The 24,878-nt window shown below is 67.0% G+C and carries 12 protein-coding genes; 4 read left to right on the forward strand and 8 right to left on the reverse strand.

All coding sequences use genetic code 11. The features are described 5' to 3' along the window. Positions 1-61: 61 nt before the first annotated feature. Entirely contained in the window at positions 62-622 is a 561-nt protein-coding gene (locus GGD89_RS05445) for a thermonuclease family protein (RefSeq protein WP_184043102.1), read from the reverse strand. 453 nt (positions 623-1,075) lie between these two features. Between GGD89_RS05445 and GGD89_RS05450 the strand changes: the two genes are divergently transcribed. The 4 genes from GGD89_RS05450 to GGD89_RS05465 all read left to right on the forward strand — a co-directional run bounded on the left by GGD89_RS05450 (position 1,076) and on the right by GGD89_RS05465 (position 17,006). Further along, a complete protein-coding gene (locus tag GGD89_RS05450) occupies positions 1,076-6,589 on the forward strand; it encodes a PAS domain S-box protein (protein WP_184043103.1) in 5,514 nt (1,837 codons plus the stop codon). Continuing rightward, positions 6,570-7,490: a diguanylate cyclase gene (locus GGD89_RS05455; RefSeq protein WP_246422728.1), complete on the forward strand. Its 921-nt coding sequence runs from the start codon at positions 6,570-6,572 to the stop codon at positions 7,488-7,490. The genes GGD89_RS05450 and GGD89_RS05455 overlap by 20 nt, the downstream gene beginning before the upstream one ends. A gap of 38 nt (positions 7,491-7,528) precedes the next feature. Then, entirely contained in the window at positions 7,529-9,721 is a 2,193-nt protein-coding gene (locus tag GGD89_RS05460) for a GGDEF/EAL domain-containing response regulator (RefSeq protein WP_184043105.1), read from the forward strand. A 292-nt stretch (positions 9,722-10,013) separates the two neighbouring features. After that, positions 10,014-17,006: a transporter substrate-binding domain-containing protein gene (locus GGD89_RS05465; protein ID WP_184043106.1), complete on the forward strand. Its 6,993-nt coding sequence runs from the start codon at positions 10,014-10,016 to the stop codon at positions 17,004-17,006. Between the two features lie 40 nt (positions 17,007-17,046). Here the strand turns inward: GGD89_RS05465 and GGD89_RS05470 are convergent, their stop codons facing one another. The 7 genes from GGD89_RS05470 to GGD89_RS05500 all read right to left on the reverse strand — a co-directional run bounded on the left by GGD89_RS05470 (position 17,047) and on the right by GGD89_RS05500 (position 24,817). Beyond that, positions 17,047-17,388 carry a rubredoxin gene (locus GGD89_RS05470; protein ID WP_184043107.1) on the reverse strand — a complete coding sequence of 114 codons (342 nt, stop codon included), beginning with the start codon at positions 17,386-17,388 and terminating at the stop codon, positions 17,047-17,049. Between the two features lie 243 nt (positions 17,389-17,631). Then, the gene (locus GGD89_RS05475) at positions 17,632-19,686 is read right to left on the reverse strand and encodes a PhoX family protein (protein WP_184043108.1); all 2,055 of its coding nucleotides are present in this window, start codon (positions 19,684-19,686) and stop codon (positions 17,632-17,634) included. 562 nt (positions 19,687-20,248) lie between these two features. Beyond that, positions 20,249-21,961, reverse strand: a complete 1,713-nt coding sequence (locus tag GGD89_RS05480; protein ID WP_221238337.1) for a PP2C family protein-serine/threonine phosphatase — start codon at positions 21,959-21,961, stop codon at positions 20,249-20,251. Between the two features lie 7 nt (positions 21,962-21,968). Further along, positions 21,969-22,760, reverse strand: coding sequence for a substrate-binding periplasmic protein (locus GGD89_RS05485; protein ID WP_184043109.1), 792 nt, complete (start codon positions 22,758-22,760; stop codon positions 21,969-21,971). A gap of 164 nt (positions 22,761-22,924) precedes the next feature. Next, on the reverse strand, positions 22,925-23,758 hold the full coding sequence (locus tag GGD89_RS20505; RefSeq protein WP_343058543.1) for a diguanylate cyclase: 834 nt from the start codon (positions 23,756-23,758) through the stop codon (positions 22,925-22,927). A gap of 90 nt (positions 23,759-23,848) precedes the next feature. After that, positions 23,849-24,238: a DUF1987 domain-containing protein gene (locus tag GGD89_RS05495; RefSeq protein ID WP_184043111.1), complete on the reverse strand. Its 390-nt coding sequence runs from the start codon at positions 24,236-24,238 to the stop codon at positions 23,849-23,851. 18 nt (positions 24,239-24,256) lie between these two features. Further along, complete coding sequence (locus GGD89_RS05500; RefSeq protein WP_184043112.1) at positions 24,257-24,817, reverse strand: SiaB family protein kinase; 561 nt, start codon at positions 24,815-24,817, stop codon at positions 24,257-24,259. Between the last annotated feature and the right edge of the window lie 61 nt (positions 24,818-24,878).

Here is a 24,878-nt window from a genome sequence, read left to right on the forward strand (position 1 = left end):
ACGTCGCCGTGCCGGGGGGCGGGGCGGCCCGCGTGTCCGCCCGCGACGGTCCGGCGGACGCCTACCGGGCGGCGCGCCAATCGGCCGGATGGTCGAACGGCCCCGCCCACAGGCCCCGGCGGGCGGCGCGGGCCTCGTCCTGGTCCTGGGTGTAGCGGGTGCCGGTGGTGACGGCGAAACCAAGCTGGACCATCATCCGGTTCACCTCCATGCCGTCGACATGGCAGACGCCGATCAGCCGCCCCTCGCGATCCCGCGAGTTACCCATGCAGCGGACGGTCCGGTTCAGGGTCAGGCGGAGCAGCATGGATGCCGCGTGACGGCCGCAGGGCCAGGATTCGCCCTCCCGCGTGCAGGTCTGCTTCACGTCCGGGGCGTCGATACCATAGAGCAGGACCGGATCGCCCCCATGGCACCGCCCGTAGGCCCTGTGGCCGTTGAGATAGAGGAGGCGGCCATTCTCCACGCAGGCGGGCCCAGCGGCGTCGGCCCGTGCCGGCTCTGGAGACCCACAGAGACCGACAAGGCCGGCCAGAATCAGGATCAGACTCCGGCGCGGTCGCCGGGCGCCCTGGACCGTCCGGGCGGACGACGCGGCGCCCGTGGCCGTCGCTGTCCTCATCCTGCGTCTCCTCGCCCATCACGCACGGTCTGGTTCGACATCGTCCGGTTCGACACGGTCTGGCCCGATACGCATACCGTCACCATTTTAGCACGAGTTGGACAGCCGGTCGCCATGGGAGCGACGACTCAGCAGGACTCAGGATGGCGTTTCAAGGCGTGGCGGGCGGACGCGGTATGACCCAAGACCCGACCCGGTGCCCGGACTTCGTCCCCTTTCGAAGAGGGTGGCCAGGGTGGGGATGGACTCGGCCCCCGTGGAATGGGGGACGAGCCTCGTGGGTCCGTGGTGACCGTTACCGCCGTCCACTGGGGTTATGGAACCATGCCGTGCCAAGATCGATCGCGACCGCGCGATGCGATATACCGTATCCTTGGACGCGTTCCGAACGGGGGCGACGGCGGAGGATTGACCCTTGCTCCCCGGGACACATCGTCGCAAGACCGGCGGCGGATGCGTGAGACTCAATCGCCGAACGGCAGCATGCCGCTCACCGCCATGAACGAGGCCGCGATGACCAGCGCTCCACATCTTGACAGTCAGCCGGAGCCGGATACGTCCGGCGGGGGCGGTTGGCGGCGCTGGAAGCCGGCGCTGCCGCTTTTCCTGCCCCTGTTGGCGGTCGCGCTGGTCAGTGGCGGTATCATCGGCGCCCTGAGTTACGACAACGAGGTCAACCGTATCGAGACCGATCAACATAACACGGTCTCCATTGCCAGCCGTCAGCTCAACACCCCGATCGAGGCGGCCATGAGTCACCTGGCCGGCCTGACCCACGAGAACGATGTCCGAGGCGTTCTTCAGTCCCTGAAGCCGGCCGAGCGCCTGGAGAATGCGTTTTCGACGCTGCTCAATCGAAACCCCACCTACATTCAGGCCCGGTGGATCGGAGCGGATGGCGTGGAGCTGATCCGGGTCAACCGGGTCGGAGGCTCGGTCATGGCTGTCCCCGCGTCGGCGTTGCAGGACAAGAGCGAGTCGCGATACTTGTTGAATACCATGGCTCTGAGTCCTGGTTCGATATATGTTTCGAGTTTTGATTTGAATAGAGAGCATGGAAATATTGAGAGGCCTCTGGTGCCGACTGTTCGGGTCGCAATTCGAATGGGCGTTATCAACGAGGAGGACAAAGGACTCTTCATCATCAACGTATCTGTTGGTGATGTACTTGGTAGAATCCTGGATTTATTTGACGGAAATCAGAATGTCAGGATCCTCGACTCGTCGGGCCATTGGGCCGTGCATGAGAATCCGGACAAGGCCTGGGCGGTGGCGCTCGGGCGCGGGACCGCGCTGGCCGAGTCCGATCCCGACACGTGGGCGGCCATTCGCGCGACCACCAGCGGGCAGGTCCGGACGACCTCGGGACTGTGGACGTGGGAGCGATCGGCCCCCGTTGGCCGTTCGGGCAATCCTGTCGAGCTTGGCGGCCGCTGGACGGTTCTGACGCACGTGCCGCATGTGGTGCTGGCTGACCTGGCCAGGCGGATCTGGCTGGAAGTCGGCGCGGTCACGCTTGTCATCAGTCTGATCTTCTACGGCCTGAGTGTCACGGTTCAGCGGCTTTCCTCGGCCCGCCGGCGGGAGGCGCTGGACCTTGTTCGCGCCCGAACCGAGGCGGAGAATCTGGGCCGGCTGAATCAGGCGAAGGAGGTGTTTCGTGATCTGGTCACGGTGTCGCCCAACGGAATCCTGGTCGCCGACATGTCCGGGACCATCGTCATCGCCAACCCCGCCCTGGAAACATTGTTCGGCTATGGGGCCGGCGACCTGATCGGGAAGACCATCGAGGATTTGCTCCCTGGTCACCTGAACGAGCATCGTCCGCCCCTGCGGGCGGAAGAGTTGTTGGCCGAAATCGACCGGCTCGCCCGTGGTGGTGACCGGACCGGATGCACGAAGGACGGCGCGAGCGTGCCCGTCAATGTCAGCCTGGGCCGCCTTCTGATGGAGGGGCAGCCCATGGTCATGGCCAGCGTCGTTGACCTGTCGTTGCGCCATAGACTGGAATACGAAAAAGAGGTTTACGTCTCCCTCGTAAAAAGTAGCCATGACCTGATCGCGGTCGTCGACGGCTCGGGGCGTATCGTCTTCATCAATGAAGCCGGCGCCAGGGTCATGGGTGCCGACTCCTCTGATGACCTCGTCGGGCGAAGCTTTCTTGACTCTCTCGTGACCGATCAGGATGGCGATGAGTCGTTCAGGTCGTTCGGGCACCTGCTGGAGCAGGCCTATCGACTTCGCGTCCGCCATGTTCGGTTCGCCGCTGGCGAGACGAGCCATGATCGGCGCGTTCTGTTGAACGTCTTCCCCATCGCGGTGCGAGCCAAGACGCGGCAGCAGTACGCCATTGTCGGTCTCGACGATACCGAACGGTACAGCATGTCCGTCGCCCTGGAGGAGAGCCGGCGAAAATGGCAGACCCTGGCCGAGTCCATGCCGCATCTGGTCTGGACCTGCAATGCGGACGGGCTCTGCGACTACCTGAGCAGGCAGTGGGTCGAGTACACCGGTATCGGCGAGGACGAGCAACTCGGCACCGGCTGGCTGGAGCAGGTGCATCCCGATGACAAGGACTGGCTGTTCGCGCGCTGGAAGGCGTCCGTGGAGCAGTTGATCCAGCTCGACGTCGACTTCCGCATCCGGCGTCACGATGGCCAGTATCGGTGGTTCGCCACCCGGGCCGAACCGATCCTGGACGACCAGGGACGGCTCGTGAAGTGGTACGGGTCAAACACGGACATCGAGGACCTGAAGCGGTCCGAGGTGCGGGCCAGGGAGGCCTACGAACGGGTTCAGGCCCTGCTGACGACGGCGCCGGTGACGCTGTTGGAGGTCGACGCCCAGAACGGCCTGGCGCTATGGAAGGACGTCCAGGCGGGCGCGGAACCATCGCCCGCGTCCACGGATGTGCTGGCCCCGCCACAGGTCGCCGACCTGCTGGCGGCGATGACCATTGTCACGCGGGGAGGCGCCGGATCGCTGACCGAGGCCTGGGGCGATCAGGCGTCGACGCTCCTCGACGTGTTCACGGACCCGGAGGGCCAGAAGGTCGTCTTGGGCGGTCTTCTCCATCTGGCGGCGGAGGGGGGCACGGACGTGACCGCCGGTCAGGTCCGCACCACGGCCCGGGATGGATCGGCCGTCGACCTTCTGGTCTCGATGTCCCTGGCGAGCGACGGCCCGCTGGCCGGGCGGGTCTTTCTCGCCTTGCAGGATATCACCGAACTGCTGGTGATGCGGCGCGAGCTGGAGCAGTACAAGGACGGACTTGAACTCCTTGTGGATGAGCGGACGCACCAGTTGGCCGCCACGAACCGGCTGCTGGAAACGGTCACGGATTCCATCCCCTCCACCGTGTCCTACTGGACGACCGACGAGCGATGCACCTTCGCCAACGTGGCCTTCGGCATGGCATTGGGTCTTCCGAAAGGGTTGTGCATCGGCAAGACGGTCGGCGAGTTGATGACCGATGATATCTATGCCGAAAACTACCCGCGCTTCCTGCGTGCCATGGAAGGCCGCACGGAGATCTTCGAACAGGAGCGTGTGACGCCGGGTGGCGGGACGATGTACGTGATCGCCAACTACATGCCCGACATCGTCGACGGGGCGGTTCAGGGGATCGTGGCGATCGTCACCGATGTTTCGGACTACAAGACCGCCCAGGTCCGGCTGGAGGCCCTGAACGCCGAACTGGAGAAAAGAACCGTCCAGGCAGAGCAGGCCAACCGCGCCAAGAGCGAGTTCGTCGCCAACATGAGCCATGAGGTTCGCACGCCCATGAACGCGGTGCTGGGGCTGGCGCAACTGCTGCAAAAAACCAGCCTGGATGATCAGCAGAAGGACTTCATTGGAAAAATACTGAACGCGTCGCGATCACTGATGGCCATTCTGAATGATATTCTCGACTACTCAAAAATGGAGGCGAGAAAAATCGTCATCGAGGCGGAACCCTTTGATCTTGACGACGTCTTCCAGAATGTTTTCGACATGTTCACGTTCTCGGCGTCCGGCAAGGGCGTCGAACTCCTGATCGATCTTCCCCCGGATGTTCCCAACAGGCTGGTCGGCGATCCGCTGCGTCTGTCGCAGGTTCTCACCAACCTGGTCGGCAACGCGCTCAAGTTCACCACGTCGGGTACCGTGAGCATCGCCGCCCGGAGGGACCAGGGGACCGCGCGGGACTGCACGGTGAAGTTCACGATCACCGACAGCGGCATCGGCATGACGGTCGAACAGCAGTCCGGAATCTTCTCGCCGTTCTCCCAGGCGGATACCTCGACCACCCGACGCTTCGGCGGGACCGGCCTGGGGCTCGCCATCTGCCGGCACCTGGTGACCCTCATGGGCGGCGAGATCGGCGTGATCAGCGCCCCCGGGTCCGGCAGCACGTTCTGGTTCACGGCGCGCTTCGGGGTGCAGGACGCCGAGGCGGTGGACGCGCGGGTGCCCCTGGAACGGCAGGTCCTGTTGCTGGGGGGCTCGCAGGCCAGCCGCGACATCGTGCGGTCACATCTGGCGATGTGGGGTATCCAGGGCATGGATGCCCCGGACGAGGACACAGCCCGGCGGGTTCTGGAGACGGCCGAGGCACAGGGCACGCCGTGCAAGGCCATCGTCGCGGATACCCTGCCGTCGGACTCCGCCGACGACGACCGCGAGGTCGGCGCCGCCCGGCTGCGGGCCTTCTGCCAGTCCACGGGCCTGCCGCTGGTCTATCTGGTCGACCCCGGCACGGACCCGGCGGTGCGCGCGGCCGTCGACGAGGACCCGTCGTGTGTCGTCCTGGCCAAGCCGGCCACCGCCTCCAAACTGTTCGAGACGCTGTCCCGCGTTTTCGCGCCGGATCCGCCGGCCACGCGGAGGCGCGGGACGCCGGCGCGCGCGGATGGTGCCGACGGCCCGGGGACGAGCCGGCTTCGGGGCGCGCGGCTTCTGCTGGCCGAGGACAATGTGGTCAATCAGGAGGTGGCGTTCCACATCCTGACGAGCCTGGGGGCCGAACTGGACATCGTGGACAACGGCGCGGAGGCCGTGACCGCCGTGGCGACCATCGCCTACGATCTCGTTCTGATGGACGTGCACATGCCGGTCATGGACGGCTTGCAGGCCACCCAGATCATTCGGACCCTGGCGGGGTGCGAGACGTTGCCCATCATCGGCATGACGGCCGCCGCGTTCAACGAGGACCGGGCGGCGGCCCTCGACATCGGCATGAATGCCTACCTGTCCAAGCCCATCGACACGACCCTGCTGGAGCGCACGCTCGTGGCCTGGCTTCCCGACAGGGACGCGGTGCCGCCGGAGACGGGGCGTCCCGACCCAGCGCCGCCCGACCCAGCGCCGTCGCCCGACGCGCCGCCATCCAGACTTCCCGGGGAGATGGAGGGATTCGACCTTCCCCTCGTTCTGTCCCGTCTGTCGGGAAACACGGCGCTGCTGGCCCGGTTGTTGCTAGTCTTCGCCAAGGAAAGCAAACAGTGGAGCCAGACGTTCGACGAGGCCATGGACCGCGGGGATACGACGCTGGCCGCGCGCCTAGCCCATACCCTCAAGGGATCGGCGGGGAACATCGGCGCGACCGAGATCTACGAGGCCGTGGTGCGGCTGGAAGAGGACCTGCATGCGGGGCGCGCCGTGGATGGCGGGGCGACCCATGAGGCCTTGTCAAAGGCCTTGACGTTCATCGAGGCGATGGTCCCGGACCGGACCGCGGCGCCGTCGACGTCTTCCCTGGATCGGGACGCGGCGCTCGCCGACCTTGACAAGATTGTCTCGTTGCTGGAAAAGCATCGATTGTTGCCGGATGAGATCGTTGATACACTGAGAGAGCACTTGGGTGGACGTCATCAAGACCTTTTCATGAGTGTCGCGGAAAAAATAGAGACATTCGACCTGCCAGGAGCGGCGAAGTCCGCCTCGGAGCTACGAAAGGCCGTGCATGATGACATCAGACTCCAGTAAAAAGCCGCTTCTGCTCCTGGTTGAAGACGATCCGAATACACTTCGACTTTTGTCAGGTCTTTTCAAGGAGTCGTACGAAATACTGGTTGCCATGTCCGGCCATCAGGGTATGGATGTGGCGCGGTCCGAGGGACCGGACCTGATCCTTCTCGACCTCCGCCTGCCGGACATGGATGGCCTGGAAATCTGCCGCATCCTGAAGGCGGAACCAGACGTTGAGCGGATTCCGATTATCTTCCTGACGGCCGACCAGGATCCGGCCACCGAGGAAAAGGGGATCACCCTGGGGGCCGTGGACTTCGTGACGAAACCCTTTTCCACCGCCGTGCTGCGGGCGCGGGTGCGCACCCACATCGATCTGCGACGAAAGACGGAGGCCCTGGAACGCCTCGCGGCCACCGACGCCCTGACCGGTGTCCCAAATCGCCGGTCCTTCGAAACGGTGATCGCGCGCGAGTGGCGGCGCATGATGCGCGAGAAGATGCCGCTGTCCGTGGCGATGGTGGATATCGACCATTTCAAGGCCCTGAACGACACCTTCGGCCATCCGTTCGGCGACCACGTTCTTCGGGTGGTGGCGGCGACCATCGACGCCCACCTCCGACGTCCGAGCGACTATGTCGCCCGCTATGGGGGGGAGGAGTTCGTCCTGGTGCTGCCCTCGACGGATGCAGCGGGGGCGGCCTCGGTGGCCGAGGGCGCGCGGCGCGCCATCGAGGCCCTTCAGTTCGACGGCATGCCGGTGGACAAGCCCCTTCAGGTCACGGCCAGCCTGGGATGCGGCACCGTCGTGCCGTCCGTCGAGGGGGGCGTGGAGGCGCTGGTCGGGGAGGCCGACCAGAACCTGTATCGGGCCAAGAACAATGGACGGAACCGCGTGGAACCCTCGTCGCCAGCATAGCGGTGGCCGGCGGCGTGGGATCCGATGGAGGCTCGGCGATGCGCCACCCCGACATGCAAAGAAACGCTAAGTATCCTCTTATCCTCGTGGTGGATGACGATCCCACCAGCCTGCGGACCCTGCTGGAGGCGCTGCGGGAAGAGTACGATATTTCCGTCGCCACGAACGCCAAGGATGCCTGGGACGCCCTGTTCGTTGACGACATGCCGGATCTGATCCTGCTGGACATCATGATGCCGGACATGGATGGGTACAGGCTCTGCCAGAAGATCAAGCAGGACGAACGGGCCCGGAAGGTTCCCGTCATGTTCATGACGGCCCTGACCGACGACGTTTCGGAGGCCCATGGTTTCAGCCTCGGCGCCGTCGATTACATCCACAAGCCGTTCAAGATTCCGCTGGTGCGCGCGCGCGTGCGCACGCACATGACCACGCGCGGCATGATGGACGACCTGTTGTCGGCCAACCAGAGACTCTGTGACCACATTGTTCGACTACAGCAGGACGGCAAGTCCCTGTCCGACGGCGCGCAAAATCAGAGCGAAGGTCAGATATACCAGAACCTGATGGAGCGTATTCTCGACAACACGGCCGAAGGCGTCATCATCAGCGATACGACCGGCAAGATTATTCGCGTCAACCCATCCTTTACCCGCATCTCGGGCTTCACCGAGGAAGACGTTCTCGGGCACGACGTTCGAGAGTTCAAGCCCCTCAGTCATGACTCCGAGCATGGCCGCGGGATATGGGAGCTTCTGGAAGAAAACGGACGCTGGCACGGCGAACTGAGCGGTCTTCGCAAGAACGGGGAAACCTACCCCGAGTTCCTGACGGCGAGCACCATTCGCGGACAGGCCGGTCTCGCGACATACTATGTTATCATCTTTAATGACGCCTCCGCCGCTTTGAAGACGCAGGAAAAGATCGATCGTCTGACGTGGTATGATTCGCTGACCGGTCTTCCCAACCGCCTCCTTTACCTGGACCGGCTCAATATTTCATTGCGATACTGCAAGAGCACCGACATGGTCTCGGCGACCCTCGTCTTGGATGTCGATTCATTCAGATCCATTAATGACGCGCGGGGATTGCCTGTCGGAGACCGGATTCTTCAGGAGATCGGCAACCGGATTTCGGCGGAAATCCAGGGGGACGGAACGGTCGCGCGCATGGCGGCGGACGAGTTCGCCATCATTCTTCTGCCGTCGGAGGAAAGCAAGCAAGAGGTCGCGGAGCGGGCCCTGGCCATGGCCGAGCGTATTCAAGGGGCGTTGGCCAGCCACTTTCAAATTGATTCCTTCAATTTTGTTGTCACATGCAGTTTCGGTGTCAGCATCTTCCCAACGGATCAAAATGATTCGCCGGAAAAGATACTGCAATGTGCCGAAATTGCCAGAAGTCGCGCCATGAAGGAAGGCGGGAACAAGATATTTTTCTTTGACAAATCGATGGGGCAGTATGCGAAAGAAAAGTTTTCAATGGTGCACGACCTGAGGTCGGCGCTCGAACATCAGCAACTTCAAGTCTTTCTGCAAACGCAGGTCAGCAGTGCCGACCACGTGATCGGCGCGGAGGCGCTGGTTCGATGGAACCACCCCGTGCGGGGCATGGTGTCGCCGGAGAAGTTCATTCCGGTGGCCGAGGAAACGGGCCTGATCGTCGATCTGGACCGGTGGGTCCTTCAACAGGCCGTGAGGCTCATCCAGGACGCCGACGCGCAAGGAAAGCGGCTGAGGGTCTCGGTCAACATCAGCCCGCCCCATTTCGCCGACGCGACGTTCAGTGATCACGTGTGCCACACCGTCCACGCCGCCGGTATCGACCCCACCCTTCTGGTTCTTGAGGTCACGGAGGGTTTGATGCTGCACGACATCGACGTCGTTATCGAGAAAATGAAAAAAGTTGGCGATACAGGAGTCAAGTTTTCTCTTGATGATTTCGGATCGGGATATTCCAGTTTGTCCTATCTCAAGCGGTTGCCTATCCACGAGGTCAAGATCGACAAGTCCTTTGTTCTGGATGCGCCAACCGATTCGAACGATGCCCTGATCATCGACATGATCTATAGCATCGGCAACGTGCTCAGGATTGATGTTGTCGCCGAGGGTGTTGAAACGGATGACCACGCCCAGTATCTGAAGAAGTATAAGGGGTTGATCCGTCAGGGGTATTTCTTCGGGCGACCGCAGCCCATGGCGGACTGGCTTCGCGACAACCTGCATCGGATCTGACGGGCGGCTCATCGTCCGCGCGCGCCGCGCCGGGGTCGCGGTCCGTCTCGCCCGCCCGTGCCGTGGAGACATTCCCGTCGGCCAAGGACGGGGACGGGACGGTCACGAGCGCGGTGGCCGCCGGGCGGAAACGGGTGACGCGAAGTTCGCGCTTGTTCCGTCCGATGCGGAGCCATACCGTACTCGAAAGGGATTTTGCCCGGTCGAGCGGCAGGTGACTCGTGTCCACACCGTAAGGGCGTGATGGAGCTTCCCGCGAGGGGGCGAACCGGCGTGGAGGAGGGCAGGGACGGTGACGACGGAGTCGTCCGCCCGTGTGGCGCACCTCGGGACGGCCCGCGACGGGGGCGGTCGCCCCGGCAGCGCTGACGACTCTTCCACCCGGGCGCGCCCGGGGCCCGGTCTGGCCCTGATCCGCGTCCTGCTTGCCCTGGTGGCGGTGCTGATCCTCGGGCTGTCGCCGCCGTCGGCCGGGGCGCAGGAGGCCGCGCCGACAGAGGCGGATCCCGCGCCCCTGACCATTGCCGTCGTCGACGACTATCCCCCGTTCGCGGTCCAGTTGCCGGACGGCACGCCGGCGGGGCTTCTGGTCGACCTGTGGCGGGCCTGGTCGGAGACGACTGGGCGGCCCATCGTCCTTGAAACCTGCGGGTGGTTCGAGAGCCTGGCCGCCGTGCGCGAGGGACGCGTGGACATCCACGCCGGCCTGAACCAGACGGCGGAGCGGGCCGAGTGGATGGCGTTCTCGGCGCCCATCCACAGGACGGAGTCCCGCCTGTTCTTTCGCGCGACCGACCCGCGCGGGGTTCGGTCGGTCGCGCGCATGGGCGGTCAGCGGGTCGGGGTCATGCGCGACACCCTCCACCACGACCACCTGACCCGAACCCATCCGGACCTTCAGACGGTCCCCTACGGCGACGGCGTGCCCCTGGTCCAGGACCTGGTGTCCGGCGCCCTGGATGCCGTCTTCAACGAAGTGCCCGCCATGATCGGCGTGCTTGACCGCATGGGCCTGCGCGGGGCCGTGCTCCGTGGACCGGAGATGCTGTCCAGCAACACCCTGCATGCCGGGATCGCCCGCGACCGCCCGGCGCTGGTGACGGCCGTCAACGAGGGGCTGGCCGCCCTTCCCGCCGGGGTCCTGGCCGACATCGACCGGCGCTGGCTGGCCGATCCCCGGGACCGCTACCACTGGCCGGCCGCCGCCGACGTGACGCTGACCCCCGACGAGAGGGCATGGCTGGAGACCACGCCGGCCATTCGCCTGGCTGTCACCGACTTCCTCGATCCCCTGGATATCGTCGGCGAGGACGGCAGCCACGCCGGCTTCAACGCCGACTTCATTCAGCGGCTCGCCCAGGCGCTCCAGACGGACATCGTCCCGGTGTTCTATGGGTCCTGGTCGGATCTGGAGAGCGACCTTCTGGATGGGGCCGTGCATGGGGCCCTCGGCCTCTCGCGCACGCCCGAGCGGAGCCGGCATCTCATCATGACGCATCCCTACGCTTACGATCCCGTGATCGTGGTGACGCGCGAGGATGACATGGACATCCAGGCGTTCCGTGACCTCGCGGAGCGCACCGTCAGCATGGCGCGCGGGAGCCCGGGCGAGGGCGAGGTGCGGGGACACCTGGGAACCGCCGGAACCCTGGTGTCCGTGGACGACGATGGCGAGGGATTGACGCGGCTGGTCGAGGGCGGCGTGGACGCCCACGTGACGACCCGGCTGTCTTACACCCGGCACCAGCAGCGGGCGCTTGTGCGAGGGGTGCGGATCGCCGCCCGGCGGGACCTGGAGAGCGGGGCGCTGCGCATGGCCGTCCACGCCTCGACCCCGCAGGTGTTCTCCATCCTCCGCAAGGGACTGCACGCCATTCCGCGCGAGGACCTGGCGCGGTTGCGCGATCGCTGGCTGACCGCGCCCCTGGACGCGCGCTGGCTGGAGACCCTGAGCGAGGAGGAACGCCGCTGGATCGCCACCCACCGCACCGTCCGGGTCGGCCTTATGTCCGACTCACCGCCCTTCAACACCATCGGTGTCGACGGGGACCCCAAGGGCATCTCGGCCGATATCCTGCGCGGCGTCGCCGAACGGGTCGGCCTGGGTGTGGAGATGGTGCCCGGCGCCTGGAGCGATCTCTATGGCCAGTTGGCGGAGCGGCGCCTCGATGTCCTGATGGACGTCACCCCCAGGCCCTGGCAGCGCGACCGGATGCATGTCACGGCCCCCTACCTCTCCATAAACCACGCCATCATCGCGCCCCGGACCCGCCCCGTCCTGGAGGATGAGAGCGGCTTGCGCGGCTTGACGGTGGCCCTGGACGCCGGGTCCGGCAACGTCGCGTGGTTCCGGAGCAATGAGCCCGACGTGGCCATCCGCGAGTACACCGACACGCGGGCCGCCCTGGCCGCCGTGCTGCGCGGCGAGGCTGACGCCTACGTGGGCAACCGCGTGGTGGCCATGTTCGTGATGAAACAGCAGGGCCTGCACGACCTTTCCGTCCATGGGCGTCTGTCGCGGTCCCCGACCGACCTCGCCATGGGTGTGCGCAAGGACTGGCCCATCCTCGCCGGCATCCTGGACAAGGGCCTGAGCGCCCTGGGGCGCGTGGAGGTGCGGACCATCCTCACGCGCTGGGCCGGCGAGAGCGTGGACGGGCGTCCCCGCCTGGCGGCGGAACCGCCGGCCGGGTCGGATGTCTGGGACCGGGTGGCGCCTCCCGACGTGACCATCCCGGAGTCGAACGCCGATCTGCGGTTGCTGGCCGGGATCGTGGTCGCCGTGATCCTGATTCTGGCGGCGCTGGTCTGGCTGCTGCTGCGATCGGGCCGAAGCGAGAGCCTGGCCTTGCAGATGGGCTCGCGGCGTCTGCGTCTTCTGGTGCTGGGGGCGCTGGCCGTGCTGGTCCTGCTGGTGCTCACCGTGACCTGGGTGGTCTACCAGCACAACCGGGTCCGCATTCTTGAAGTCGTCGGGAGCAACCTGCAAACCGTCCTGGGCAGCACGGTCGAGCGTCTGAGGATGTGGACCGACGCCCGCGAACGCCAAGTCGCCCAGTTGGGGCGCGACCCGGATCTGGTGGCCCTGACTCGGCGGCTGATGGAGCTGCCGCGCGACCGCCTGGTGGTCGAGGCGTCGCCCGCGCTGGGCGACCTGCGCCGCTTCTTCCGGGACAAGGGACGGGGCTTCGGGACCACGGGCTTCGCCATCGTGGCGTTGGACGGCACGGCCATCGGCGCCACCGACGACGTGGACCTGACGATCGAGGATCTGCTGATCGAACGCCGGCCTGACGCGTTCAACCGCCTGATGGCCGGACAGGCCATCACCATTCCACCGATCCGTCCCGATCCGTCGGAGGCCGACGCGGATGCGGAGCAGGACACCGCTACGGCGGCCTCCCAGGTCGCCGATCCCCCGGCCGTCATGTTCTTCGCCGCGCCCGTCATCGATCCCTACGGGACGGTGCTGGCGATCGTGACCCGGCGGGAGGACCCCATGGGGGACTTCGCGCGCATCCTGGAGACGGGCCGCATGGGGCGCAGCGGCGAGACCTATGCCTTCGACCGGACGGGCGTGATGGTCTCGCGCAGCCGCTTCCGGACGGTCCTGGAAGACACCGGCCGGCTTGCGCCCGGACGGACGAGCATCCTCAACCTGGAGGTCCGGGTGCCGGCAACCCGGCGGGGGGCGTGGGACCCAGGTCCGGAGGCGGGCCAACTGACCCGCATGGCCCAGAGCGCGCTGGGGGGGCGCGCTGGCCTGGACCTCCAGGGATACCGAGGCTACCGCGGCGCGCTGGTCATGGGGGCCTGGACCATGGACGGTCCCCTGGGGCTGGGCATCGCCTCGGAAATCGATGCCGCCGAGGCGCTGGGCCCCGTGACCACGCTGCGCGACACCATGGGCGCGATCCTGCTGCTGACCCTGGTGCTGTCGGCGGGCGCCACGGTGGTCACGCTGATGCTGGGCGAGCGCACCAGTCGTGTCCTGCTGCGGGCGCGGGATGAGTTGGAGGAGAGGGTCCGGGACCGAACGCTGGAACTGGAGAGGACATCGGACCGCCTGTCCCTGGCGCTGGAGACCATGTCCAACGGGCTGTGTGTCCTGGACGGCGACCTGCGCTTCCTCATGTTCAACGATGTCTATCAAGACATGATGGATGTGCCGGGCGACCTGATCGCACCGGGCGCGCCGGCGGAGCGGCTCGTCCGTTTCCTGGCGGAGCGCGGCGACTATGGAACGGGCGCCAGTGTCGAGGATCTGGTCCGCGATCGCATGCAGAGCGTGCGAAGCCCGTCGGACACGGTCCGGCAAGTCCAGACGCCCAAGGGCCGCGTGCTGGAGGTGCGCACGCGCACCGCCCGCACCGGCCTGACTGTGGTCGCCCTGAACGACATCACCGAACTGAAAGAGAAGGAACGGGACCTGACGCTCAGCGGCGAGCGCCTGGACATGGCGCTCAAGGGGGGCAGCCTGGGGTCGTGGGACGTGGACCTGATCACCGGAGAGACCATCGTCAACGACCGCTATCTGGAGATGCTGGGCTACACGCGCGACGAGGTCGCGGATGTGCGCGCCCTGTGGCTGGACAGCATGCATCCCGACGACCGGCCCGGGGTCCTGGCCGCCGGCGATGCCTACCGGACCGGTCGCACCCAGGCCTACGAGGTCGAGTACCGCGCCCATACCAAGGACGGCGAGGAACGATGGATGATCTCCAAGGGCGCGGTGGTCAAGCGTGACGAGACGGGGAGGCCCACCCGCATGGTGGGCACGGTCTCGGACGTGACCGAGCGGCGCGCGGCCGAGGAGGCCTTGCGCGACAGCCGGCAATTGCTGGAAAGCGTCATCGAGAACAGCGGCGCCGTCATCTTCGCCAAGGACATCGAGGGGCGCTATATCCTGGTGAACCGGCAGTGGGAGGCCCTGACGGGCTTAAGCCGCGACGCGGTCATCGGCCGGCACGACGACGAGATCTTCCCGGAAGATCTCGCCGCCGAGCTGCGGGAGCACGACCGGACGACCATCGCCGCGCGGGTGCCCCAGTCGTTCGAGGAGGTGGCCAGGGCGGAGATGGGCAACCGCATCTTCCTGACCATGAAGGTTCCGCTGTTCGATTCCGACGGCGCCGTGGAGGGGGTGTGCGGGATTTCCACCGAGATCACCGACCGCAAGCGCATGGAGGTCGAGTTGATGACGGCCAAGGAAAAGGCCGAGAGCGCGACCCGCGCCAAGTCCGCCTTCCTGGCCGCCATGAGCCACGAGATCCGCACCCCCATGAACGGCGTCGTGGGCATGATCGACCTGCTGGGCGAGACCGAGATGGACAGCGAGCAGCGGCAGATGCTGCGCATTGTGCGCGACAGTGCCTTTGCCCTGCTACAGATCATCAACGACATCCTCGACTTCTCGAAGATCGAGGCGGGCAAGATGGGCCTGGAGACGATGCCCATCTCGGTGCGGGATGTGGTCGAGAGCGTCTCCGAGATCCTGGTTCGCAACGCCGACGCCAAGGGGGTGCGTCTGGTCGCGTTCATCGACCCGGCCATTCCGGACAGGGTGATCGGCGATCAGGTGCGGTTGCGCCAGATTCTGTTCAACCTGATGGGCAACGCCATCAAGTTCACCGGAAGCGGTGATGGGCGGACGGGCCTGGTCCAGGTGCGGGCCGACCTGGCCGAACCCCTCCACGACGGCATGGCCTGGGTCCGCCTCCAGATCATCGACACCGGAATCGGCATCTCGGAACAGGGTCTGGCGACGCTGTTCCAGCCCTTCACCCAGGCCGAAAGCTCAACCACCCGGCGGTTCGGCGGCACTGGCCTTGGGTTGACCATCTGCCGCAGCCTCACGGACCTGATGCGCGGGCGGATCACGGTGCACAGTGTGGAGGGCGAAGGCTCCACCTTCACCGTCACCCTGCCGATGCCGGTGGTCGACGCTGGCGAGGCCGTTCAGGACGAACCCGACCTGACCGGCTTGCGCGTGCTGCTGGTGGGCACGGACCCGAACCTGTTCGCGTCCATGCCGGCTTACATCGCCGGGCGGGGCGGCACCGTCCAGGAACAGGCCGACCTGTTCACCGTCGCCATGGCCTTCCGGCGTGGTGTCAGGGCGGGCACGCCGGCGCATGTCATCGTCTTTGGCCCCGAGTACAGCCCGGACCAGGTCGATCCCGTGATCGACGTCATGCGGGCGGAGTCCGCCGACGTCGATCTGCCGGTGCGCTTTGTTCTGGTCACCGACGACCGCCGCGTCCGTAAGGGGCTGGTGACGCCGGATCTGGTGGTCGTGGACGCCAGTCCCATGAAGCGCTCGGCGTTCCTGCGGGGCCTTGGCGTGGCCTGCGGCCGCGCCAGCCCGGACCTGGAGGACAGCGTCGAGCGCCTGACGGCGGGGGTGCGGTCCGCGCCCACGCCGGAGGAGGCCGCCGCGCGGGGATGCCTGATCCTGGTGGCCGAGGACAACCCCACCAACCAGGACGTCATTCGCCGGCAATTGCGGGCGCTGGGCTATGCCTGCGAGGTGGTCGACAATGGCCGGCGCGCGCTGGAGGCGTGGGCGAGCGGCCGGTTCGCGCTGGTGCTGACCGACTGCCACATGCCGGAGATGGACGGCTACGAAATGACCGGGGCCATCCGGGCGACGGAGGCCAGGGCCGATGAGATCGACCGCATACCCATCATCGCCATCACCGCCAATGCGCTGCAGGGCGAGGCCGATCGCTGCCTGGCCGCCGGCATGGACGACTATCTCGCCAAGCCTTTGGAGATGTCCAAGCTGAAGCGGCTGCTGGCCCGCTGGATGCCGGTGGGGCACTCCGGGCCCTTGACCGCGCCGTTGGCGTCTGGAGCCGCGTCGGACGGGGAGACCACGGCGCCTGGCGAACCGGCCTCAGGGGTGCCGCCGTCCGGCACGGTCCAGGACGATCCCGTCACCGGGCTACTGGCCGGCGGGGGGGTGGATCCCACCTACCTGCGCGAGACCTTCGGCGACGACCACGACATGATCCGCGACATCCTCAAGGACTTCGTGGCGCCGGCGCGGGGCATTCGCGGGGAGATCGACGCGGCCCACGCCGCCGGTGATCCCGCCGCCGTGGGGGCCGCCGCCCACAAGCTGAAGTCGTCGTCCCGGGCTGTCGGGGCCACCGCCCTGGCCGACCTGTGCCAGGACCTGGAAACCGCTGGCAAGGCCGGGGATCGGGACCGGATCGAGGCTCGCTATGGCGATCTGGCCGGCCTGATGGACCGCGTGACCGGCGTCATCGAGCGTCTGTGACGGCGCGGCCCGGCGAGGCGCCGGGCGCGCCCGTGGCGGGTCAGGCCACCCGGTCCTTCACGAACCAGATCTTGCCGGCGCCACAGATCGGGCATCGCCAGTCGTCCGGCAGATCCTCGAAGGTCGTGCCCGCCGGGATCGGGTGATCGCCCATGATGTTCTCGGGGTCGCCATGGGACGGCATGTAGTAGTACGGATCGCACTCATTGTAGGTGCAGCGCCATGTCTGCCGGGCGGGATCGTAGGGCGCGCTGCCCGCGCGGGGTTTGGCGGCCGCCGGGCGAGGGGCGGGCAGGGCCGCCGCCGCGAGACCCAGCAGGGCGACGGGCAGGCGTCCGAGAAGGCCGCGACGGCTGGTCGGGGACAGGGGGGATGGAGCCATGGGAGACCCTCCGTGATCGACGGGTGTGGCCCGAGGATGAACACCCGAGGCAGCGTGCCCGCCCTCGGCCGGCGGCCGCGTTGATCGGGCGCAAACCGGCAGGAGATATCATGCAACGGTAACGGTCATGGAGACACGGCGCTGCCCGCTCGGGATCCCAAGGGCCGGCCGGGGGAGTTCCCGACCGGCCCTTGGGTTGTCACGCGGCGCGCGCCGGCCGGGGTCGACCGGCGTGGGCCAGGGTTAGCCGATGGCGCCGCCGCCGGTCTTGACGATCACCTGGATCGAGGGGCGCGGCGGCAGGGCGTCGTCGAAGTCCGGCCAGCGGGTGGACGGATTGTCGAAGGTGCTGTCCTTCTCGTCCGCCGGGTGCTGGACGGCCGCGAAGTAGGTGCTGTCGTCCGGCGTGAACTCCGGGCCGCACAGCTCGGCGCCCTGTGGGCAGGCGTAGAAGCGGCGGGTGATGGCGCGCCCCGGGCCGGCCACGTCGGCGGCCCACACGCCGTCGGCGATGCCGCTCTTGGGGCCGCCGTCGGTGGAGATCCAGATGCGGCCCTTGCTGTCGAAGGCCACGTTATCGGGGCAGGACAGCCAGCCGTTCTCGCCCACGTCGCCGCCGTACCGGGCACCGTCCTCGGGCTTGGCCGGATCGCCGGCCAGCAGGAAGATGTCCCAGGTGTATTGCGCGGCGGTGTGGTCGGCGTTGGCGCCGTCGCCGTCCGGCGCGGTGCCCGGCGGGATAATCTCCACGACGTGACCGTGGCGGTTCTTGGCGCGCGTGTTGACCACGTTCACCTGGTCGTCCTTGCGCTTGGTGTTGTTGGTCATCATGGCGTAGATGATGCCGTTGACCGGGTTGGGCTCCACGTCCTCGGGGCGGTCCATCGGCGTGGCGCCCACCAGGTCGGCGGCCTTGCGGGTGTCGATGAGGATATCGGCCTGGCTGTTGAAGCCGTTCTCGGCGGTCAGCGGGCCGTCGCCGAACACCAGCGGCATCCAGTCCAGGGTGCCGTTCTCGTTGAACTTGGCGACGGACAGCACGCCCTCGTCCAGCAGGTCCATGTTCGCCGCGCGGTCATCCGGATTGTACGTGCCGGCGGTGACGAAGCGGTAGACGTACTCGAAGCGCTGATCGTCCCCGGCGTAGACGACCACGTGGCCGTCCTTGTTGACGGTGGTGGTGGCGCCTTCGTGCTTGAAGCGGCCCAGGGTGGAGCGCTTCTTGGGCACCGAGTTCGGGTCGTACGGATCGTACTCGATCATCCAGCCGAAACGGTTGGGCTCGTTGGGCTCCTTCTCGACGTTGAAGCGGTCGTGGACGTTGCCCCAGGCATAGCGGCCACCGCCCACGCCGTAGCGCTCGTAGTTCTCGGCCTCGGCGGTCTTGGTGATGTCGCCCAGGAAGTAGCCGTGGAAGTTCTCCTCGGCGAACAGGATGGTGCCCCAGGGGGTCTTGCCGCCGGCGCAGTTGTTGACCGTGCCGATCACCTTGGTGCCGGTCGGATCGGCCTTGGTCTTCAGGCGGTCGTGGCCGGCGGCCGGGCCGGCCATCGCGAACTCGGTGGCCAGGGTGGTGATGCGGCGGTTGTAGGGGCTGTCCTTGACCACGGACCAGGTGTTGCCCTCGCGCTTGATCTCGACGACGGCGTGGCCGTGGGCGGCCATCTCGATGTCGATCTGCTCGGCGGTCAGGTCCTCGGCGCCAGGGCCGCCCGGGAACATCAGGTCCGGGTTGGTGTACTCGTGGTTCACGCACAGCAGGCCGTGGTCGGAGGTGTCGGAGCCGACCGGCAGCGGCATGAAGCCGACGTAGTCGTTGTTGTAGCCGAACTGCTTGGCCTGCGCGTCGGCGGTCTGGTTCATCGGGTCGAAGTCGGGCGCGCCGGCCACGACGGGATCACCCCAGCGGATCAGGGTCTGGATCTCGTAGCCATCGGCCACATGGCTGGTCTCGTCGTAGCTGTGCGGCAGCGGCGGGAAGGTGAGGGTGCTGGCCTCGGCGCCGGCGGCCTGCGCCGAGCGGGCGGTGAGGGCGGTGCCCAGGGCGCCGGCCGTGGTGGCCAGGGCCAGGCTGGCGGCGGCGCCCTTCAGGGCGTTGCGACGGCTGAAGGTCTTGCCGCTGAACAGGCTGGCGCCCACGACGGCGGCGCCGGCCCCGGCGACGGTGACGCCGGTCAACGCGGTGCCCTGGCCGAGGCGCGCGGCGAAGATGGTTTCGAACGACGGCTGGGTGGAGGCGTTGAGGACGACATCGTCATCCGCTTCGAGCTGCTCGCTCCAGGTCAGGCCAGTGTCCATGGGGTGATCCTTCCTAGCAGGGGTTCGGCGGCCGTCGCGTTCGGCGTGATGTCCCGGGCACCATGCCCGACACCGTGATGATGGGGCCCGCCGCGTGACGCCCTTGGCGCGGCGGCCGGCCTCGGGAGGTCGGAACCGACGGTGGGTGCAGCTTGGTCAACCACGCGCGCGTCGGCTATCCAGCAAGGATGAAGATTCGGAGACACACGGACACCGTGCCGGCGGTGATCGGCCGAGTCGTCGCCGGACGCGCCGGCTGGCTCGGTTCTTTCTTTAAAGATCAATGGGTTACGGCGCGCCCGTCGCGCCGGGTCGAGGCGCGCGGCACGTGGGCGCGGCGGGCACCGGACGTCCTTCCGGATCCGAACACGAGTGTCGCGCGCGCGTCAATCCTGGCCATCGGGGCGGGGCGGCGGCGGACGGGATCCGCCCGTTCTCCCGGAAACGAGTCGTACTGTATTGGAAAACTTGGAAAACAGAGCGGTCCGAATCGGGTGGTGTGTCGACCATCCCGATCGGTCCGGTCCGGGGCGGCGCCGGCCATTCAGAAGGACCGTGGGTCCTACAGGGGGATGAACCCGATCATGGTCATGTCGTCACGGCGCGGTTCGTCGCCGCGATAGGCCTCCAATTCGCGTTGAATGGCCGCCAGTTGCTCGGCCATCGGCAGGCCCTGGTTCTCGACGATGATGCGGCCCAGCCGCCGGCGACCCAGCAAGCGCCTGGGCTCACCGCCCATCTGGTCGGGGACGCCGTCGGTGGGCATGTAGACGGCCGTGCCGGCCCGCACCGTCATGACGTGATCGGTGAAGCGTTCGGGGGCCGGCAGGGTGCGATAGCCCAGGTAGGCGCGATCGCCGCGCACCTCGCGCAGCGCGCCGTCCTCCACGTACAGGAGCGGCAGCCCGGCCCCCGCGAAGGTCAGCGTCCGGGCGCGGCGGTCCCACAGGCAGATGGCCGCCTCCAGGCCATCGTCCGAATCGGACTCCGGCCGGTCCTGGCGCAGCCGCGCGCGCACCTGTCCGTCGATGGCCCGCAGGATGTCGGAGGGCCGGCGCAGGCCCTCGTCATGGAGCGCCCGGTCAAGGGCCGAGGCCACCACCAGGGTCATGAAGGCCCCGGGCACGCCATGGCCGGTGCAGTCGGCGACCAGCAGAAGGGCGGTGTCGTCGTCGAACCGCTCCAGCCAGAAGTAGTCGCCGCCGACCACGTCCAGGGGATCCCAGCAGACGTGAAGGTCGCGCACCAGCCCCGTGAGGGCCGTCTTGTCGGGCAACAGCGAGGTCTGGATGCGCCGGGCATAGTGGATGCTTTCCAGCAGCAGGCGGTTGGCGTTGGCCAGGGCCCGATGGGTTTCGTCCAGGCGCGCGAAGGCGGCCTCCGTTTCCTCCTTCTCCGCCGCCAGTTCGTCCATGGCGTCTTCGAGGTCCCGGGTGCGCAGCGCGACGCGCCGCTCCAGGTCCTCGGTCAGGGCGCGCAACGCCGCCTCGGCCTTGTCCCGGGCGTCGAGGCTGTGCTGAAAGGCGCGCAACAGGGCATTCAGCGCCTGAGCCACATGCCCCAGTTCATCTCGCCGGTGACCGCGCGGGGCCGGGATGGGGTGCCCCGCCGGATGGGTCGGGTCGACCCGGGCGATGGCCACCGACAGGCGGGACAGCGGGCGCACCATCAACACCAGGAACACCAGCGCCAGAATGGCGGAGATGACCGCGGCTCGGGCGGCGCCGCCGGCCAGGGTGGCCAGGGCCCGGTCCCGGTAGCGTTCGCCCAGGGCCTGCGGCGACAGGCTGACCATCAGGGAGCCCACGCCTTCCACGCCGGTCGGCGACACGTAGACCAGGGGTTCCCGGTGGTGGACCACGTCCGAGAACAGGGTCGCGAACCAGCCGGTCAGGCCCCCGTCCGGACCGGCGCCGCGATCCAGGTCGGCCAGCACCCCACCGAAGTTGTCGCGCAGGTCCACGCGGGCGACGAGGGCATTGCGGGCCAGGCCGTCCACCACTCCCTCGGCGATGGCGGGGTTGAGCTGAAAGGCCGCCTCGGCCGCCGAATCCCGCACCAGCGAGACGGTGCGATCCAGTTCGGCGACCACCTCCGCCCGGTCGGCGCGCAGGTCCATGGCCAGTTCCAGCGCGCCGCCCAGCAGACCGACCAGCAAGGCGACCAGCAGCGTCACCAAGGCCAGGCGCGGAGTCAGGCCCCGCCAGACCGACATTGGCGTGACCGAGACCGACGGCACGGCGGCCATGCGGTCCTGCGAGACCGGGTCCGTCATGGGTGCGTTACTCCGGCGGATCGACGCCGTGCTCCACGCCGTGCTCGTCCTTGAGCGCGGTAATGCGGTTCGCGTTGGTCTCCACCCAGGCGTCAAGCTGGGTGATCACGTCGGGATGGGCGATGGTGGACATCAGGTAGGACCCGTAGTCGTGCGGCAACCCAGGCGCGAACACCAGGGCGCCGGGCTGGTTCAGGTCCTGGTCCAGCACGCGGTTGACCACGGCGATGCTGGCGTAGGCGGCGTCCACCCGGCCGGCCAGCACCTGGCGCACCAGGGCCGCGAAGTCGGCGTTCTCGGACAGCGTGACCGTGCCCGCCTCGATCCGGTCGGTCCAGGGCCAGGGGCCGAATCCGGTCACCGTGCCCAGGGTTTTCACCGCGTCGGGCGCGATGTCGATGCGATCCGCCCGCACCACCGAGGCATCCAGGAAGTCGGCCACGGGACCGCTGTATACCACCGCGTTGTCGGCCACGAACGCCGTGTTCCAGTTCGGGTTATCCGGAAACTTGAAGTCGATGGTCCCGGCCGCCAGGCTGGCGTACAGGCGCCGCACCGGCATGGGGCGATAGTCGAACCGCAGCCCCTGATCGGCGGCGAAGGCGTCGAGGAACTGCCGGGCATAGCCCACGTAGGCGCCGTCCTCGATCCCGTAGGCCGGCAGGTAGTCCAGGTTCTCGACGCCGACGACGTAGGCGCGCGCGGATTCCTGGGCGTGCCCCCGGTCGGAACCCGCGATGCTCAGGACCAGCGCCATGGCCAGCGTGGCGCCGATCCCCCGCGCGGACAGGGTGTGCATGGTGACCTCCGGTGAGCGGGACCGATGATGGTCATGGGCCTGATGGCCGGGAGGGGACCGACGCGAGGAGTCGCACCGCCCGCTTGCGCCGATGCATGGCCGGTGCCGAGGGGACCGGCGGCCCCGGCCCGGGTCCACGATCGGGAGGATGGCGAGGGCGGCGGTCACGCCGCGCCACCGGTGACCGGCGCGGCGGTGACGACGCGGTTTCGGCCGGTGCGCTTGGCCTCGTAGAGGGCGTTGTCGGCCCGGTGCAACAGTGAGTCGAGGCTTTCGTCCGGCTCGTGCTCGGCGACGCCGAAGCTGGCCGTGAACGTCACCGTCCCGCCGTCCGGCAGGCCCACGGCGCAGACCGCCGTCGCTTCGCGTAGACGTTCGGCGATATGCTGCCCGCATGTCAGGGGGGTGTCGGGCAGCAGCACCGCGAACTCTTCGCCCCCCAGGCGGCCGGCCAGATCCAGCGTCCGCAGGGCACCGCGCAACACCTCGCCCATGGCGCGGAGAACGGTGTCCCCGACGGCATGTCCATGAGAGTCGTTGATGTGCTTGAACCGGTCCAGGTCGAGCATGACGGCGGTGACCGGGCCGCGCGTGCGATGGCGGCGGGCCAGTTCCCGCTCGGCCAGATGCATGAAATGGCGGCGGCCGAACAACCCGGTCAGTTCGTCGATGGTGGCCAGCCGCTGCAACTCCATGGCCAGCCGTTCCCGCTCCTCGATCTCGGTGCGCAAGACGGAATTGAGGTCGCGCAGTTCGTCAGCTTGAGCGGTCAGCCCCTGGTTGGCCTCCTGCAACTCCTCCTGCATGCGATCGCTCAGGCGCACCAGGCGGCTTTGCTCTCGGTAGCTGCGTCGATATGCCTCGGCCAGGTCGCGCACGCCCCGCGCGACTTCGTCGAGTTTGCGCACCATCTCCTCGGCGTCGCGCAGAACCCGTTCCTCGACATCGAAGAGGGTGTAGTCCCCGGAGCCGGTCTCGTGGGTGGCGGGTGTGCTCACGACCCGGGTGCTCCTCATCTTTTCGGCACCAACCAAAGGGCTGGTCGTCTGTAACGCTGGACTAACCAAGATTTAAGTGGTGGAAAAACTTCACGTCTTGGGGGTAGGGCGCATTCGGAACGCGGCATTCTCGAAATCCAGCCCAAAGTCCTCTCCGAATTCCTCCATTGTATCGTCGTCGGGGTGAAAATGCCAGTTGACGACCACCTCCCGGCCGCGCGCGCCGGCATCTTCCAGCATCTGGAACATGTTCATCAGGGCCTTGGCGCTGCTGCTGTTGAAATAGGTCATCGCCAGATCGAACGAGACCGGGCGGGTGTCGTCCGATTCCAGGAAAGCGCGCAGGGCGGCCAGAAGCGGCGCGAAGAAGCTCGCCGAATTCTCGGGGTATGACTCTCCCTCCAGGCGGAACCGGCCCTGGGAAAAATCGAACTCCACCAGCGGCGATCGGTCGGTGGGGGCGATCGAAATGGTATCCATGTCCTGTCGTTGCATCTTTCAGATGAAGGCTTTGATGCAGAAGAACGCTTGGTTGTGTTCGGGGTCAAGCCAGACGATATCGAAGGAGATCGGTTCGCTCGACCGCCGCGCGATCTCGATCAAGCCGATGGAGGCTCCCTGACTTTCCTCCTCGGGCGGTTCCCTGAGCTTTTCCCGGTAGTACGCCTTCAGTTGGTCCTTATCAAGGCGCGCCAAGTGGGTCAGCCGTTCACGCAGCGGCTCGGCGCGGGCCGCGTCGACGACGTTGCCGCAGACGACAAAGAAGCGGTCGTCATCGACACCGACGGTGACCATGCCGCCGCTCATCTCCGTCGGGGGCTCGGTTCCGGCAATCCGGTCGGACGAGTAACGGATGATGTTCTGCACCTGCTCGACGAAGACGGAAAACACCCGTTTCGCGACGTTGGCGTTGGTTTCGCTCAGGGCCATGCTCTTCTTCAGCGCGTTGCCCAAGGTTGTGAGCATGTCCTCGGAAAGGTAGCCGGTGAACGAAAAAATGATTCCCTGACCGGTCAGCCAGTCTCGATATTCGTTGTAGGACTCGGCCCAGGTCGCCATCGCGCGCTCATTTCCCAATGCCCTCACGATGCCTGTGACCATGATCCAAGACGGCGCCCGG

Source organism: Roseospira visakhapatnamensis (assembly GCF_014197915.1).
In the GTDB taxonomy this organism is placed as follows: Bacteria; Pseudomonadota; Alphaproteobacteria; order Rhodospirillales; family Rhodospirillaceae; genus Rhodospira; species Rhodospira visakhapatnamensis.